Source organism: Mycobacterium noviomagense (genome assembly GCF_010731635.1).
GTDB classification, from domain to species: domain Bacteria; phylum Actinomycetota; class Actinomycetes; order Mycobacteriales; family Mycobacteriaceae; genus Mycobacterium; species Mycobacterium noviomagense.
This window is the reverse complement of sequence record NZ_AP022583.1, coordinates 4,562,009-4,576,985: the sequence shown is the minus strand read 5'-3', so window position 1 is coordinate 4,576,985 and position 14,977 is coordinate 4,562,009. Positions and strand designations below refer to the sequence as shown.

16 protein-coding genes, 1 tRNA gene and 1 pseudogene are annotated in these 14,977 nt (G+C 67.1%); 12 read left to right on the top strand and 6 right to left on the bottom strand.

What is annotated here, in order from left to right; translation table 11 throughout:
• From murC to G6N15_RS21650, 9 genes are all read left to right on the top strand, one after another.
• Positions 1–1,485 carry a UDP-N-acetylmuramate--L-alanine ligase gene (gene murC, locus G6N15_RS21690; protein ID WP_083088889.1) on the top strand — a complete coding sequence of 495 codons (1,485 nt, stop codon included), beginning with the start codon at positions 1–3 and terminating at the stop codon, positions 1,483–1,485.
• Complete coding sequence (locus G6N15_RS21685; protein WP_083088890.1) at positions 1,479–2,390, top strand: cell division protein FtsQ/DivIB; 912 nt, start codon at positions 1,479–1,481, stop codon at positions 2,388–2,390. The genes murC and G6N15_RS21685 overlap by 7 nt, the downstream gene beginning before the upstream one ends.
• 297 nt (positions 2,391–2,687) lie before the next feature.
• Entirely contained in the window at positions 2,688–3,830 is a 1,143-nt protein-coding gene (gene ftsZ / locus G6N15_RS21680; RefSeq protein ID WP_083088920.1) for a cell division protein FtsZ, read from the top strand.
• A gap of 10 nt (positions 3,831–3,840) precedes the next feature.
• Positions 3,841–4,548 carry a peptidoglycan editing factor PgeF gene (gene pgeF, locus G6N15_RS21675; protein ID WP_083088891.1) on the top strand — a complete coding sequence of 236 codons (708 nt, stop codon included), beginning with the start codon at positions 3,841–3,843 and terminating at the stop codon, positions 4,546–4,548.
• Positions 4,545–5,327, top strand: a complete 783-nt coding sequence (locus tag G6N15_RS21670; RefSeq protein ID WP_083088892.1) for a YggS family pyridoxal phosphate-dependent enzyme — start codon at positions 4,545–4,547, stop codon at positions 5,325–5,327. Before pgeF ends, G6N15_RS21670 begins: the two co-directional genes overlap by 4 nt.
• 56 nt (positions 5,328–5,383) lie before the next feature.
• Positions 5,384–6,019, top strand: coding sequence for a cell division protein SepF (locus G6N15_RS21665; protein ID WP_083088893.1), 636 nt, complete (start codon positions 5,384–5,386; stop codon positions 6,017–6,019).
• Between the two features lie 142 nt (positions 6,020–6,161).
• Positions 6,162–6,452, top strand: coding sequence for a YggT family protein (locus G6N15_RS21660; protein ID WP_083088894.1), 291 nt, complete (start codon positions 6,162–6,164; stop codon positions 6,450–6,452).
• Positions 6,453–6,660: 208 nt separating this feature from the next.
• The gene (gene wag31 / locus G6N15_RS21655) at positions 6,661–7,461 is read left to right on the top strand and encodes a DivIVA-like cell division protein Wag31 (protein WP_083088895.1); all 801 of its coding nucleotides are present in this window, start codon (positions 6,661–6,663) and stop codon (positions 7,459–7,461) included.
• Positions 7,462–7,543: 82 nt separating this feature from the next.
• The gene (locus tag G6N15_RS21650) at positions 7,544–7,948 is read left to right on the top strand and encodes a hypothetical protein (RefSeq protein WP_083088896.1); all 405 of its coding nucleotides are present in this window, start codon (positions 7,544–7,546) and stop codon (positions 7,946–7,948) included.
• A gap of 35 nt (positions 7,949–7,983) precedes the next feature.
• On the opposite strand, the pseudogene G6N15_RS21645 reads toward G6N15_RS21650, so the two are convergent.
• The 3 genes and pseudogenes from G6N15_RS21645 to G6N15_RS21635 form a co-directional block, all read right to left on the bottom strand.
• Positions 7,984–8,688, bottom strand: a pseudogene (locus G6N15_RS21645) (phosphoribosyltransferase); the annotation flags it as partial.
• Positions 8,689–8,834: 146 nt separating this feature from the next.
• Positions 8,835–9,722, bottom strand: coding sequence for an SDR family NAD(P)-dependent oxidoreductase (locus tag G6N15_RS21640; protein ID WP_083088921.1), 888 nt, complete (start codon positions 9,720–9,722; stop codon positions 8,835–8,837).
• Between the two features lie 187 nt (positions 9,723–9,909).
• Positions 9,910–9,995 (bottom strand) — tRNA-Leu (locus tag G6N15_RS21635).
• Positions 9,996–10,113: 118 nt separating this feature from the next.
• Between G6N15_RS21635 and G6N15_RS21630 the strand changes: the two genes are divergently transcribed.
• Entirely contained in the window at positions 10,114–11,469 is a 1,356-nt protein-coding gene (locus G6N15_RS21630; RefSeq protein ID WP_083088898.1) for a M20/M25/M40 family metallo-hydrolase, read from the top strand.
• A 19-nt stretch (positions 11,470–11,488) separates the two neighbouring features.
• Positions 11,489–12,019 (top strand): YbhB/YbcL family Raf kinase inhibitor-like protein, encoded by a 531-nt coding sequence (locus G6N15_RS21625; protein ID WP_083088899.1) that lies wholly within the window; start codon positions 11,489–11,491, stop codon positions 12,017–12,019.
• Between the two features lie 63 nt (positions 12,020–12,082).
• Here G6N15_RS21625 and G6N15_RS21620 read toward each other — a convergent pair whose 3' ends face one another.
• From G6N15_RS21620 to G6N15_RS21610, 3 genes are read right to left on the bottom strand one after another with little or no spacing between them, the layout of a single operon-like run.
• Positions 12,083–13,186 (bottom strand): quinone-dependent dihydroorotate dehydrogenase, encoded by a 1,104-nt coding sequence (locus G6N15_RS21620; protein WP_232070303.1) that lies wholly within the window; start codon positions 13,184–13,186, stop codon positions 12,083–12,085.
• Complete coding sequence (locus G6N15_RS21615; protein WP_083088901.1) at positions 13,183–13,434, bottom strand: DUF5703 family protein; 252 nt, start codon at positions 13,432–13,434, stop codon at positions 13,183–13,185. Before G6N15_RS21615 ends, G6N15_RS21620 begins: the two co-directional genes overlap by 4 nt.
• Positions 13,431–14,468 carry a hypothetical protein gene (locus G6N15_RS21610; RefSeq protein WP_372506529.1) on the bottom strand — a complete coding sequence of 346 codons (1,038 nt, stop codon included), beginning with the start codon at positions 14,466–14,468 and terminating at the stop codon, positions 13,431–13,433. The genes G6N15_RS21615 and G6N15_RS21610 overlap by 4 nt, the downstream gene beginning before the upstream one ends.
• Positions 14,469–14,651: 183 nt before the next feature.
• Between G6N15_RS21610 and G6N15_RS21605 the strand changes: the two genes are divergently transcribed.
• Positions 14,652–14,954, top strand: coding sequence for a hypothetical protein (locus tag G6N15_RS21605; RefSeq protein ID WP_083088902.1), 303 nt, complete (start codon positions 14,652–14,654; stop codon positions 14,952–14,954).
• The last annotated feature ends 23 nt before the right edge of the window (positions 14,955–14,977 follow it).

The following is a 14,977-nucleotide window of genomic DNA, read 5'->3' as shown; positions in this document are numbered from 1 at the left end:
GTGAGCGATACGTCGCTGCCGCCGGAGTTGGAGCGGGTGCACATGGTCGGCATTGGGGGAGCGGGCATGTCGGGCATCGCCCGCATCCTGCTGGACCGCGGGGGGATGGTCTCGGGGTCGGACGCCAAGGAGTCGCGAGGTGTGCGTGCGTTGCGCGCCCGCGGTGCGCTGATCCGCATCGGCCACGACACCTCGTCGCTGGATCTGCTGCCCGGCGGGCCGACTGCGGTCATCACCACCCATGCCGCGATCCCCAAGACCAACCCCGAGCTGGTCGAAGCCCGCCGCCGCGGCATCCCGGTGGTGCTGAGGCCCGCCGTGCTGGCCAAGCTGATGGCCGGGCGCACCACGTTGATGGTCACCGGAACGCACGGTAAGACGACCACGACGTCGATGCTGATCGTTGCGCTGCAGCACTGCGGGCTCGATCCGTCGTTCGCGGTCGGAGGCGAGCTGGGCGAGGCCGGAACCAACGCCCACCACGGCAGCGGCGACTACTTCGTCGCCGAGGCTGACGAAAGTGACGGCTCGCTGCTCGAGTACACGCCCCACGTCGCGGTCGTCACCAACATCGAGTCCGATCATCTGGACTTCTTTGGCAGCGTCGACGCGTATACGGCAGTGTTCGACTCCTTCGTCGAACGCCTTGCCCCCGGTGGGGCCCTCGTGGTCTGCACCGACGATCCGGGAGCGGCCGCGTTGGCGGAACGCACTGCGGCGCTGGGCATTCGGGTGCTGCGCTATGGCAGCCAGCCAGCCGATCACGGTCCCGCAAGCCGGAAATATCCACTAACCGCCACGCTGCTGTCGTGGGAGCAGCAAGGCACAGGCGCGGTGGCGCACATCCAGCTAGTCGGCGATCCCAACCCCTGGGCGATGCGGCTATCGGTGCCGGGCCGGCACATGGCGCTCAACGCGTTGGGCGCATTCCTTGCCGCTATTGAAATCGGCGCTCCGCCAGAGTCGGTGCTCGACGGCCTGGCCGGTTTTGAAGGGGTGCGCCGGCGATTCGAGCTGATCGGCACTGCGGCGTCGGTGCGGGTATTCGACGACTACGCCCACCACCCGACGGAAATCAGCGCGACGCTGGCTGCTGTCCGCACACTGCTGGACCAAAGCGGCAACGGTCGGGCCGTGGTCGTGTTCCAGCCCCACTTATATTCGCGGACAAAAACTTTCGCAGCCGAGTTCGGCCACGCCCTCGATGCCGCCGACGAGGTCTTCGTGCTCGATGTCTACGGCGCACGCGAACAACCGCTGCCCGGTGTGAGCGGAGCCAGTGTGGCCGAGCACGTCAGCGTGCCGGTGCACTATGTTCCGGATTTCTCCGCCGTCGCCGAGACGGTGGCCGCGGCGGTTCGGCCCGGCGACGTCGTCGTCACCATGGGCGCCGGCGACGTGACCATGCTGGCGCCCGAGATCGTGACCGCGTTGCGGGTGCGGGCGAACCGCACGTTGCCGGGCCGTCCCGGGGGGCAGTGGTGAGCGAACCGACGTCCGGGCCGGCGACCGACGCGGCGACCGAGCCGATCGCCACCCCGGAGGGCGAAAATCCCGACTCGGGGGCGATCCGTTTCGAAGGCCCGCGTCGTCGGGCCCGCCAGGAGCGCGCCGAGCGGCGCGCCGCGGAAGCCCGGGCCAGGGCGATCGAAGAGGCCCGCCGGGAGGCCAAACGAAAAGCCCGCGGCGGCGTACTCGGCGAGGGCAAACCCGTTCCGCGGGGCGCCGTTCGCGGATTGAAGATGATGCTCGCGACGGTCCTGTTGGCGGTGGTCACCGTCGGGCTCGGGCTCATCCTGTACTTCACGCCGGTGATGTCGGCGCGCAGCATCGTCGTCGCCGGAACCGGCGCGGTGACTCGCGAGGAGGTACTCGACACGGCAAAGGTGCGGCCCGGGACACCGCTGCTGCAGATCGACACCGACGCAGTCGCCGACCGGGTGGCAGCCATCCGACGGGTGGCCAGCGCGCGGGTGCAGCGCCAGTATCCGTCGACGCTGCGCATCACGATCGTCGAGCGGGTTCCCGTGGTGGTCAAGGACTTTCCCGATGGCCCGCACCTCTACGACCGCGACGGTGTCGACTTCGCCATCGCCCCGCCGCCACCGGCGCTGCCCTATATCGACGTCGACAATCCCGGTCCGACGGATCCGGCAACCAAGGCTGTGCTGGCGGTGCTCACCGCGCTGCGCCCGGAGGTGGCGGGCCAGGTCGGGCGGGTGGCGGCTCCGTCGGTTGCCTCCATCACGTTGACGCTGGCGGACGGGCGAACCGTGATCTGGGGGACCACCGACCGCACCGAGGAGAAGGCCGAGAAACTGGCCGCGCTGCTGACGCAGCCCGGAAAGACTTATGACCTGTCCAGCCCGGACTTGCCGACGGTCAAGTAGGGCGGCTGCTTCGTCGAAATTGCATCCAGGGTCGCGAATTCTGACCAATCGCAGCCCTCAGCGCAATCTCACTTGCCCAGGGCCGAACAACGCCCGGGCCGAAAAATGGCCGAAATTCACGGCGACGCGTCGGCGCGCCTGCATCACCAGCACGCGCCGCGGCCATACCGTTCTGGTTGCGCGGAACTACTTGACATAACTCTAAGCCTAAGGTTGAGGTTGAGGGTTTACGGCTCGCCGAGAGTCACCAAGGAGCTTCGCCACCAGGCCAAGCCCACCAGGGAGGAAGACGCAATGATGACCCCCCCGCATAACTACCTGGCCGTCATCAAAGTCGTGGGTATCGGCGGCGGTGGTGTCAACGCCGTCAACCGGATGATCGAGCAGGGCCTCAAAGGCGTGGAGTTCATCGCCATCAACACCGACGCCCAAGCGCTGTTGATGAGCGATGCCGACGTCAAACTCGACGTCGGCCGTGACTCCACCCGCGGCCTCGGCGCCGGCGCCGACCCCGAGGTAGGGCGCAAGGCCGCCGAAGACGCCAAGGACGAGATCGAAGAACTGCTGCGCGGGGCCGACATGGTGTTCGTCACCGCCGGTGAAGGCGGCGGTACCGGCACCGGCGGGGCCCCCGTCGTGGCCAGCATCGCCCGCAAGCTCGGCGCGTTGACGGTCGGCGTGGTCACCCGGCCGTTCTCGTTCGAGGGCAAGCGGCGCAGCCAGCAAGCCGAAACCGGCATCGCCACGCTGCGCGAAAGCTGTGACACGCTGATCGTGATCCCCAATGACCGGTTGCTGCAGATGGGCGACGCGCAGGTGTCGCTGATGGACGCGTTTCGCAGCGCCGACGAGGTGCTGCTCAACGGTGTGCAGGGCATCACCGACCTGATCACCACGCCGGGGCTGATCAACGTCGACTTCGCCGACGTCAAGGGCATCATGTCCGGGGCCGGAACCGCGCTGATGGGCATTGGCTCCGCCCGCGGCGAGGGCCGAGCACTCAAAGCGGCCGAGATCGCGATTAACTCACCGCTGCTGGAGCAGTCCATGGAGGGCGCGCAGGGCGTGCTGATGTCGATCGCCGGCGGCAGCGACCTGGGCCTGTTCGAGATCAACGAGGCGGCGTCGCTCGTGCAAGACGCCGCTCATCAAGACGCCAACATCATTTTCGGCACGGTCATCGACGATTCCCTCGGCGACGAGGTGCGTGTCACGGTGATCGCGGCAGGCTTCGCGTCGACCGGACCCACTCGCAGGCCATTAGCGGGCGGCGCGGAAACTCCGACGATCGCCCCCGGAAAGCACGGGAAGGTCTCCTCGACGCTCTTCGAGCCGGCCGACGCCGTCAGCGTCCCGGTGCCCACCAACGGCACGACGTTCAATATCGGCGGCGATGAAGACGACGAGGACGTCGACGTGCCGCCGTTCATGCGGCGCTAATACTGGGCAGGTGAGCTATCGCATCCGGCGGGTGACCACCACCCGGGCGGGCGGTGTCTCGGCGCCGCCGTTCGACACGTTCAATCTCGGCGACCATGTCGGCGACGATCCCGCGGCGGTGGCGGCCAACCGGGCGCGGTTGGCTGCGGCGATCGGGCTTGAAGTCAACCGGGTGGTGTGGATGAATCAGGTCCACGGTGATCACGTCGAGGTGGTCGGGGAGCCGCGGGAGACCGCGGTCGACGAGACCGACGCATTGGTGACCGCGACGCCGCGACTGGCGCTGGCCGTGGTGAGCGCCGACTGCGTGCCGGTGTTGATGGCCGATGCCCGCGCCGGCGTGGTCGCGGCGGTGCACGCCGGTCGCGTCGGCGCGCAGCGCGGCGTGGTGGCGCGGGCGCTGGAGACGATGTTGTCTCTCGGTGCGCACACCGACGACATCTCCGCTCTGCTCGGCCCCGCGGTCAGCGGGCACAACTACGAAGTGCCCGCAGCGATGGCCGACGAGGTCGCCACGGCACTGCCGGGCAGCCGTACCACCACCTCATCCGGCACGCCCGGACTCGACCTGCGAGCCGGGATCGCTTGCCAGTTAAGCGATTTGGGTGTTCAAGCCATCGACATCGACCCGCGCTGCACGGTGGACGACCCGAGCCTGTTCAGCCACCGCCGCGGCGCGCCGACCGGGCGGCTGGCGTCGCTGGTGTGGATGGAATGAACGCGGTGGCCGACGTCGGGCCGAACCCGGAAGTCCGCGAAGAGCGCGAATCGGAATTGGCCAATGCTTTGGCCGCAGTGCGATCGCGATTGGCGGCAGCCGCCGAGGCGGTGGGCCGAAAACCTGAAGAAATTGAGCTTTTACCGATTACCAAATTCTTTCCAGCAACCGATGTTGTGATTTTGTCGCGACTGGGTTGTGCATCCGTTGGCGAATCCCGTGATCAGGAAGCTTCGGCGAAGGTTGGTGAAGTCGCCCGGTTATTAGGCCCGGGATCACCGCCGGTGCGCTGGCACATGGTCGGCCAGATTCAGCGCAACAAAGCCCGTTCCTTGGCCCGTTGGGCGCACACCGTGCACTCGGTCAGCAGCGTGCGCATAGCGGCCGCGCTCGACCGGGCGGTGGGTACGGCCCGCGCTGACGGTCATCGTCAAGGTCCGCTGTGGGTCTACGTGCAGGTCAGTCTCGACGGCGATGTGTCGCGTGGCGGCGTCGACGTCTCGGCGCCCAGCGCCGTCGACGAGCTCTGCGCGCAGATCGCAGCCGCCGACAACCTCGAGCTGGTCGGATTGATGGGAATTCCGCCACTGGACTGGGATCCCGACGCGGCCTTCGAACGCCTGCAAGCCGAGCATCGCCGCGTCCGCCGGTCGCATCCAGAGGCGGCCGGCCTGTCCGCAGGAATGTCGAACGACCTGGAACTGGCGATAAAACATGGTTCGACCTGTGTGCGTGTCGGTACCGCGCTATTGGGTCCTCGACCGTTACGGTCACCGTGATAAGTCACTGTAGTCACACCTTCATCAAAGGCACCGCATCCAGAAGGGGTCACGCGATGAGCACACTGCACAAGGTCAAGGCCTACTTCGGTATGGCTCCGATGGAGGACTACGACGACGAGTACTACGACGACGACCGCGCTCCGTCCCGCAGCGGTTACTCCCGGCACCGGTTCGAGGACGGCTACAGCCGCTACGAAGGGCGGGACTACGACGATCCGCGCGGCGAGCCGGACGACTACCCGCCCGGCAGCTACCGCGGCGGCTACGCCGACGAGCCCCGGTTCCGGCCCCGCGACTACGACCGCAGCGAACTGGGCCGGCCTCGATTCGGGCTATTGCGGGGCTCGACCCGCGGCGCGCTGGCGATGGATCCGCGCCGGATGGCGATGCTGTTCGACGAGGGCAGCCCGCTGTCGAAGATCACCACGCTGCGGCCTAAGGACTACACCGAGGCCCGCACCATCGGCGAGCGGTTCCGCGACGGCACCCCGGTGATCATCGACTTGGTGTCGCTGGACAACGCCGAAGCCAAACGGCTGGTGGACTTCGCCGCCGGATTGGCGTTCGGTCTGCGGGGTTCGTTCGACAAGGTCGCCACCAAGGTGTTCCTGCTGTCGCCTGCCGACGTCGAGGTGTCGCCGGAGGAGCGGCGCCGCATCGCCGAGACCGGCTTCTACGCCTACCAGTAACGGGCGACAGCCCGGCTGGCTCCGAGGGCCGGGCACGGCTGTGTGGGTCGGCAGCGGCAATCGGTAGGCTGTCGGTTATCGCACTGGTCGCTGGTGACCGTGTCGTCGATGTCGCATTCTCAGTAGTAAGGTCGGGCTCTCATTGGCGCTGTTCTTCGAAATCCTCGGTTTCGCGCTGTTCGTCTTCTGGCTGCTGCTGATCGCCCGGGTCGTTGTCGAGTTCGTTCGCTCGTTCAGCCGTGACTGGCATCCGCGCGGCGCCACGGTGGTGATCCTGGAGATCATCATGTCGCTCACCGATCCGCCGGTGAAACTTTTACGCCGGTTGATACCGCAGCTAACGATCGGCGCGGTTCGCTTCGATTTGTCCATCATGGTGTTGCTGCTAGTCGCGTTCATTGGCATGCAGCTGGCATTCAGCGCCGCCGCCTGAACCGCCCAAAAGTGTTCGCAGCGCGCATTTCTCGTGCCTTTAAGGCGGCATTCGGCAAATCTTAGTTTTTGAAATTCGTTCTTAATTATCGGTCTCGTCTGCAACCGCCGGGTCTGGTGTGACAGGATGGGCGACAGTTGCAGTGCGGCTAGCAGGCCGTTCTACACTTTCCAGATCGTTTGACCGTCCAGAGTCGAGGGGGCAAAGAATGCCGCTCACACCAGCCGACGTCCACAATGTGGCGTTCAGTAAGCCGCCGATCGGCAAGCGCGGCTACAACGAAGACGAGGTCGACGCCTTCCTCGACCTAGTGGAAACCGAGCTCACCCGGCTCATCGAGGAGAATTCCGATCTCCGCCAACGGGTCAACGAATTGGAACAAGAGCTGGCCAGCGCCCGCTCCGGTGGCGGCGCTCAACCAACGGAAGCCATTCCGCTGTACCGGCCCGAGCCCGAACCGGAGCGCGCACCCGCGCCGGCCGCTGCTGCTGCTCCCGCCGAGTCCGGCGAGGAGCAGGCCATGAGGGCCGCCAAGGTGTTGAGCTTGGCGCAGGACACCGCCGACCGGCTGACCAGCACCGCCAAGGCCGAGGCGGACAAGCTGCTGGCCGATGCACGCGCCAATGCCGACCAGATTCTCGCCGACGCCCGGCGTGAAGCCGACTCCACCATCGCCGAGGCCCGCCAGCGCGCCGACGCGATGCTGGCCGATGCCCAGACCCGCTCGGAGGCTCAGCTGCGGCAGGCGCAGGAGAAGGCCGACGCGTTGCAGGCCGACGCCGAACGCAAGCACTCCGAGATCATGGGCACCATCAACCAGCAGCGCACCGTGCTGGAAGGTCGGCTGGAGCAACTTCGGACGTTTGAACGCGAATACCGCACCCGGCTGAAGACCTACCTGGAATCTCAGCTCGAAGAGCTCGGCCAGCGCGGCTCGGCAGCACCGGTCGATTCCAGCGCTACCAACGAGGCCGGCGGGTTCAACCAGTTCAATCGGGGTACTAACTAGTCGAACGGGCCTGGCCTGCGTGGCTTGCGCTCACCCCTGGCAGGCTTCGTAGTAGCTGCCCCGTCGGCTGGAGGGTTGACCGATGCTGATTATTGCGCTGGTGCTCGCGGTGATAGGCCTTGCCGCGTTGGTTTTCGCGGTCGTCACCAGCAACGAGTTGGTGGCTTGGGTATGCATCGGCGCAAGTGTGGTGGGCGTGGTGCTGCTGATCATCGACGCGCTGCAGGAACGCCAGCGGCGCCAGGCCGGTGGTGGTGAACCGGTGCCGGCGGGTGCCGAGGTGCGGCCAGGCGCCGGCCAGACCGGATATGGCGTGTCCGGCGGCCCCGATAGCGCCACCCAGGAAAGCGATTACGCCGACTACCCAGAAGACCTCCCGGAGGAGCACGAGGAGCATCCGGCCGCCGAATCCGGCACCGCCACCGGCGAGAAGCCGGCTCCCGACGCTGACCACGGCGATGCCATCAAGGACGACAACACTCGCTAGGCACGTGCTGGATGCCTGGTGAGGGCCGCTAAAGCTTAGTTCTGGCTGGCACCTGCCCACGGCGGGGTGGCCAGCAGCTCACGGACCTCGTCGTCGCTGACCTGGTGAAAGTCGTCGTAGACCTGACCCACGGCCTCGAATGCGGGCGGCATGGTCGCGCACACCACGTCGTCAGCCTCCTGTGCCAGTTGCTGGCACGCTGACGGCGGGCCCACCGGGACGGCGACAACGACCGATTCTGGACCGGCGGCCCGGACAGCCCGCACCGCCGCGAGCATGCTGGCGCCGGTGGCGATGCCGTCGTCGACCAGAATCACGGTTTTGCCCCGCGGGTCAGCGACCGGGCGATCGCCGCGATACGCCTGCTCCCGCCGCTTCAGCTCAGCGGTTTCGCGTTCGATGACCGCACGCACCTGCTCATCGCTGATGCGCAGGCTGGATACGACGTTGTCGTTCATCACCACGCCGCCGCCGCTGGCCAATGCGCCCATGGCGAGTTCGCTCCACTGCGGCACCCCCAGCTTGCGGACCAAAAACACGTCGAGGTCGGCGTGCAGCGCCGAGGCAACTTCCCAGCCGACAGGAAGGCCGCCGCGGGCCAGCCCGTAAACGAGCAGTCCGTCCCGGCCGCGGTAGGACGATAGCTCCTCGGCCAGCACGCGCCCCGCTTCACGACGGTCGCGGAAGGTGCGTCGCGACGTCCGCCGAAGAAAGCCACTCGATCGGTTCATTCGCCGTACTCGCCGTACTTTCGATTGCTGGCGCTACCCAGCCTACGACCGCGCTGACCGCTGGACACCGTTGGCCGGGTTCATTTACTTCAGGATTGCGGCTTCCCCAAGCGCGGGGACACCAAACCGCGAGCGGTGCTTCGGTGTGGCGCAGCCTATCTCCGTCTGCTGATAGCCAGAGCAATCAGAACGTCCAGCACCGGATCCGGCGTGACACGGTGCGTCACCGCACTGAGCCATGAATCCCTGCCCACCCGGTAGCGGGTCTTCGGCCGTTTGGCGACCAAGGCGGCAGCAACCGCGTTCGCGTACTGCAGCGGTGTCGTCTTGCTCGCATACACGTGCTTTTCATGGGCGTCCAGAAAAGCGGTGAATCGGCTGCGGTAAGTGGCGGCGATGTCGGCGGGGGCGGTGGCGATGATCTGCTCGGCAGAGGCGCGCAGCTTGCGCCAGATCGGCGTCTCTACCACGCCGGGTTCGATCACCGACACACGCACACCCAGTGGCCCCAATTCGCGACGCAATGCGTCGCTCAACCCTTCTTTGCCGAACTCAGACGCCGCGTACGCGCCGAGAAATGGCGGTGCGACGTTACCGATGCTCGAGCTGACGTTGACGATCCGGCCCTTGGAGGCGCGCAGCAACGGCAGAAAACGTTGCGTAACTTGTAGCACCCCAACCAGATTCGTTTCAAGCTGAGTGCGCAGCTCGTCGATCGGGAGGCATTCCAGTGGCGAACCCACGCAAACACCGGCGTTGTTCACCACGGCCCACAATCCGGTGTCGGCACACCGTAATTCCACGTGATCACCGGCCCGCGCGACGGAGGTCGCGTCGGTGACGTCCAGTAGCACCGGGATCAACTCACCTGCCGATGGGGGCAGATTGACCAGGTCTTCGGCGCTCGACTGTGACCGCACACCGGCGAACACCCGGTAGCCGAGATCAGCCAGGTGCAGGGCGGCCGCCCGGCCGAGTCCGCTTGACGCGCCGGTGATTACCACCGATTTGTGCCGCGGCCGCCACAGCGCCGAGGACGTCATCGCCCGATCGTAGCGGCGCCGCTCGTGCGGCTTACCCGAAAAGCACAAGCAGGACGTTGTCGACCCGCCGGCCGCAACCCGTACCGCTACGTTGCAAACGAGATTCATTGTGCGACAACGTATTCGACACGGCGTTGCGCTTGTGGGCGCGTCAGCGATTGAACGCCGCGATTGACCATCCGATGAGTGTCCGAGGGGGGACTTGAACCCCCACGCCCAGTAATAGGGCACTAGCACCTCAAGCTAGCGCGTCTGCCATTCCGCCACTCGGACCGGAGCAACAATTGTGGCAGCTAAGGCTATCGGATTGGCCTCTACCGACCCAAACTACCGCCATAGAAGACGCGAGCCGCGCACTCGGGTCGAGGCGCCCTGTCCAATGGCCCGTCCAATGGTAGGAAAGGTGACTGTGACGGTTCCAGCCGGATTGCCAGTCGACGACGTGGTGGACGTCGTGGGCACCCTGATCCGGTTCGACACCACCAACACCGGTGACCCGGAGACCACTAAAGGTGAGGCCGAGTGTGCCCGCTGGGTCGCACAGCAGCTGGAAGATGTCGGCTACCAGGCCGAATACGTCGAGTCTGGCGCGCCCGGCCGCGGGAATGTGTTCGCCAGGCTGGCCGGCGCGGACCGTTCGCGGGGCGCTCTGCTGGTCCACGGCCATCTCGACGTGGTGCCGGCCGAGCCGGCCGATTGGAGTGTGCACCCGTTCTCCGGCGCCGTCGAGGACGGCTATGTGTGGGGCCGCGGCGCCGTCGACATGAAAGACATGGTGGGCATGATGATCGTGGTTGCCCGCCACTTCCGGCGGGCCGGCATCGTGCCCCCGCGCGACCTGGTGTTCGCGTTCGTCGCCGACGAGGAGAACGGCGGCACATTCGGGGCCCAATGGCTGGTCGACAACCGCCCCGACCTCTTCGCCGGGGTCAGCGAAGCGATCGGCGAAGTCGGCGGTTTTTCGCTGACAGTGCCACGCCGCGACGGCGGTGAGCGGCGCCTGTACCTGATCGAGACCGCCGAGAAGGGGCTGCAGTGGATGCGGCTGACCGCCCGCGGCAGGGCGGGGCACGGCTCGATGGTGCACGATCACAACGCGGTCACGGTGCTCGCCGAGGCGGTCGCGCGGTTAGGCCGCCACCGGTTCCCGCTGGTGCTCAGCGACACCGTCGTGCAGTTCCTGGCCGCTGTCGGCGAAGAGACCGGGCACACCTTCGACACCGAATCCGCCGATCTGGAGGGCGCGATCGAGAAGCTCGGCCCCATTGCGCGCATCGTGAAGGCCACCCTGCGCGACACGGCCAACCCGACGATGCTCAAGGCCGGTTACAAGGCCAACGTCGTGCCGGCCATGGCGGAAGCCATGGTGGACTGCCGGGTGCTGCCCGGCCGGCAGGCGGCGTTCGAGGCGGAGGTCGACGAGCTGATCGGCCCGGACGTGACCCGCGAATGGATCAGGGATCTGCCGTCGTATGAGACCAGCTTCGACGGCGATCTGGTCGACGCCATGAACGCTGCGCTGCTTGCCGTCGATCCCGAAGCTCGGACCGTGCCCTACATGCTGTCTGGCGGGACAGATGCAAAAGCCTTCGCCCGCTTGGGTATTCGTTGCTTCGGGTTCATCCCGCTGCGGTTGCCGCCGGACCTCGATTTTTCTGCGCTGTTCCATGGCGTCGACGAGCGGGTACCCGTGGACGCGCTGAGGTTCGGCACCCAAGTGCTGGCGAATTTTCTGACACACTGCTGACGAGACGAGAGGACTGACCATGGCCACACTGCCTGACCCCTATGCCCGGCTGCCCAAGTTGCCGTCGTTCACGCTGACGTCGAAGTCGATCACCGACGGCCAGCCGCTGGCGACCGCCCAGATCAGCGGCATCATGGGCGCCGGCGGCGAAGACGCTAGCCCGCAATTGAGCTGGTCAGGGTTTCCCGAGCAGACCCGCAGTTTCGCGGTCACCGTCTATGACCCGGATGCGCCGACCCTGTCGGGGTTCTGGCATTGGGCGGTGGCGAACCTGCCGGCGAACGTCACCGAGCTACCGGAGGGTGTGGGCGACGGACGCGAATTGCCAGGCGGCGCGCTGACATTGGTCAACGACGCCGGCATGCGCCGCTACGTCGGTGCCGCCCCGCCGCCCGGGCACGGCCCGCACCGCTACTACGTCGCGGTGCATGCGGTGGACGTCGAGAAACTCGACCTCACCGAGGACGCCAGCCCGGCGTTTCTCGGATTCAACTTGTTCCAGCACGCCATCGCGCGGGCGGTCATCTACGGCACCTACGAGCAGCGGTAACTGCTCGCCGAGCAGACGCAAAAGCGCCATTTCCCAGTGGAAATCGGGTGCTTTTGCGTCTGCTCAGCCATGAGTCTTCCGCGCTGCCGACCCGACGGCCTCGCTCAGCGACGTGAACCCGCCGTCGCGCAGGCGACGCGCGATCCCGTCGTGGATGTGCTTGGGCCACAAGCCGCCTCCGTAGATGAAGCCGGTGTAACCCTGTAGCAGCGAGGCTCCCGCGGTGATGCGCTCCCAGGCGTCGTCGACGGTCTCGATGCCGCCGACGCTGATCAGCACCAACCGGTCGCCGACGCGCCCATAGAGCCGCCGCAGTATCTCGGTGGCCCGGCGTGCCAGCGGCGGCCCCGAAATGCCGCCGCTGCCCAGCTCGGCCACACCGCTGCTGGTCAGGCCGTCGCGCGCGACGGTGGTGTTGGTCGCCACGATGCCGGCCAAGCCCAGCTCGACGGCAAGGTCTGCGATGTCGTCGATGTCGGCATCGGACAGATCCGGCGCGATCTTCACCAGCACCGGCTTGGACGTCTCAGAGCGGACCGCGGCCAAGATCGGCCGCAGCGACTCCACGGCCTGCAAGTCCCTCAGGCCCGGCGTGTTGGGGGAGCTGACGTTGACCACCAGATACGACGCCAGCGGGCCTACCAGCCGTGCGCTGGTGCGATAGTCCTCGGCGGCACTGGCCGCCGGAATCGCCTTGGTCTTGCCGATATTGACACCGATCGGCACGTCGGGCCGGCGTCGCGCGAGCCGGATCGCCAACTGGCCGGCACCGTCGTTGTTGAACCCCATCCGGTTCAGCAGCGCCCGGTCGGACGGTAACCGCAACAGCCGAGGAGCCGGATTGCCCGGCTGCGGCTCGGCGGTGACGGTGCCGACCTCGGCGTAGCCGAACCCCAGCGCACCCCAAATGCGTAGTCCGGTCCCGTCCTTGTCGAAGCCGGCGGCCAGCCCGAGCGGTCCCGGGAAGCTCACCCCGAACACGGTGCTGGCCAGCACCGGATCCCTCGGCGCCAACAGCCGGTGCAGCAGCCGGCGCAATGGCGGGGCAGCCGTCACACCGCGAAGCGCCGCGAAGACCAGGCGGTGCACCTGTTCTGCCGGAAGCAAAAACAGCAGCGGGCGCACCACGCGGTATAGCCGATGCTCCCTTTTGCGCGCTCGGTTCACAGTTCGGGCTGGTCGGTCTGCCGGTCGAGGGGAGACTTCTTGCGGCGCAACAGCACTCGTCGGCTCCCGTCGGTGTAAAGCCGAACCCGCGTCAGCTCCCAGCCGCGGTACTCCGCCTCGATCGACAGCCGCGTCGATGCGCTGACCCGTGTCACCTCCGGCGGCAGGCGCAACGGCACCCACTCGTATTCGTCGGACATCTCTGTCGTCCACTCAGCGGGTAACCGGCTGCGGCGCGCCGCGCTCAACGCCGACCCGCCGCATGCTCGATGACCTGGACTCCGTCACCTGACCCCGACACCACATACAACGTGCCCGAGGCATCGTCAAAGGCCAGCGAGTTAGGTTGCCGCACGGTTGGGTAACGTACCTTTTCGACGGGTATTCCGGTGGTCAGATCGTAACCAATGACCATATTCGTTGCCGTCTGCGATACCCAAGCGAGTCCGCGCGAGCCCGCCAGGCCGTAGGGCGCCTGTCGAACCGGGTAGGCCTGACGCAAGATCAGCGGGTCAACCCCGAACACCAGCAACTGGCCGCCGCGGGCGTCGGCAACCAGCACCCGGCCCAACGGGTCGGCGGCCAAGGTCGTCGCGCCCCGGCCGGCGCGCAGCGCTTGTTGGGCATTGCCGTCGGCACCGATCGCCGTCACCGAGGTCTGGCCACGGTCCAACACCACCGCTGTATTGCCCTGTGTCACAACCGAATCCACCCGGGCGAAGAGCTTGTTTCGTTTTGCGACGGCGGCCCGGGTGGCTGCCGGCGGCTCAAGCAGATAAACCGCACCGTCTGCGCTGCCCAACATGAGCTTGCCGTCGGCGCGCCGCGCGATCGCGGTGAAGTCGGTGTCGGGTGCGCCGTCGACGTCGACCCGCGTGGCGTGGCCCGCGGACAAGTCCACGGTGAAGTAGCCCCCGCGCCCGGAGAGGTAAGCGGTGCCGCGGCCATCGCCAGTCACCGCGGTCGCCGGGCCCGGCAGCGCGATGCTGCGCGGCGGCTGCGCGGTGCCGACCACGGTGATGCCGGAAGGCGCTGCCGGATCGGGGCCGGGGCTCAGCACCGCCAGTCGCGACGTGGCGGCATCGAACGTCGCCGCCTGCGGGTGACCACCCAGCGGCAGGACCATACCGGCCGGGCTGGCCGTCACCGGAGGTGACTGCGCAGGCTGCGCCGGCGCGATGGTCGGGGGTGCGGTCTCCAGCGCGTTCGACGAGCACGCTGCGGCGAAGGTAACGCAAAACAGCAGGCCGGCGACGCGACGGTGAACTTGCGGTTTACAGATTCGCACCACCGGGTAACTCTTAGACCATGCAACAGAACCTGGGACTGGGGTCCGATTCTAAGGAATATTGTTGGCCGCGTCCCGGGCCCGCCACCCATATCTGGCGGGTGACCGAAGGTAGGGTCGGCTCATGACCCGCGCCGGCGACGATGCAGAGCGCAGCGATGAGGGGGAGCGGCGCCCATGACCGTCGCCGAAGACCGTCAGTTTTCCAGCCTCGAGTTCACCATCGAGGACATGTGGACGGGGATCTTCGCGAGCGGGTACGGGCACGTCGGTGACGGGCGCAGCTTCTCCTTCCACGTCGAACGCCGCTCGCTGGTCGTCGAGGTCTACCGGCCCCGGCTGAGCGGACTCGTACCCCAAGCCGAGGACGTCGTCGCGAGGTCGACTCGCAGTCTGGTCGGGATCGATCTCACCGACGAGCGCAGTCTCGCCGCGGCGGTGCGGGATTCGGTTGCGCTGGCCGAACCTGTTTCCCGCTAGGCCCGCCCGGCACTCCCGGCCGT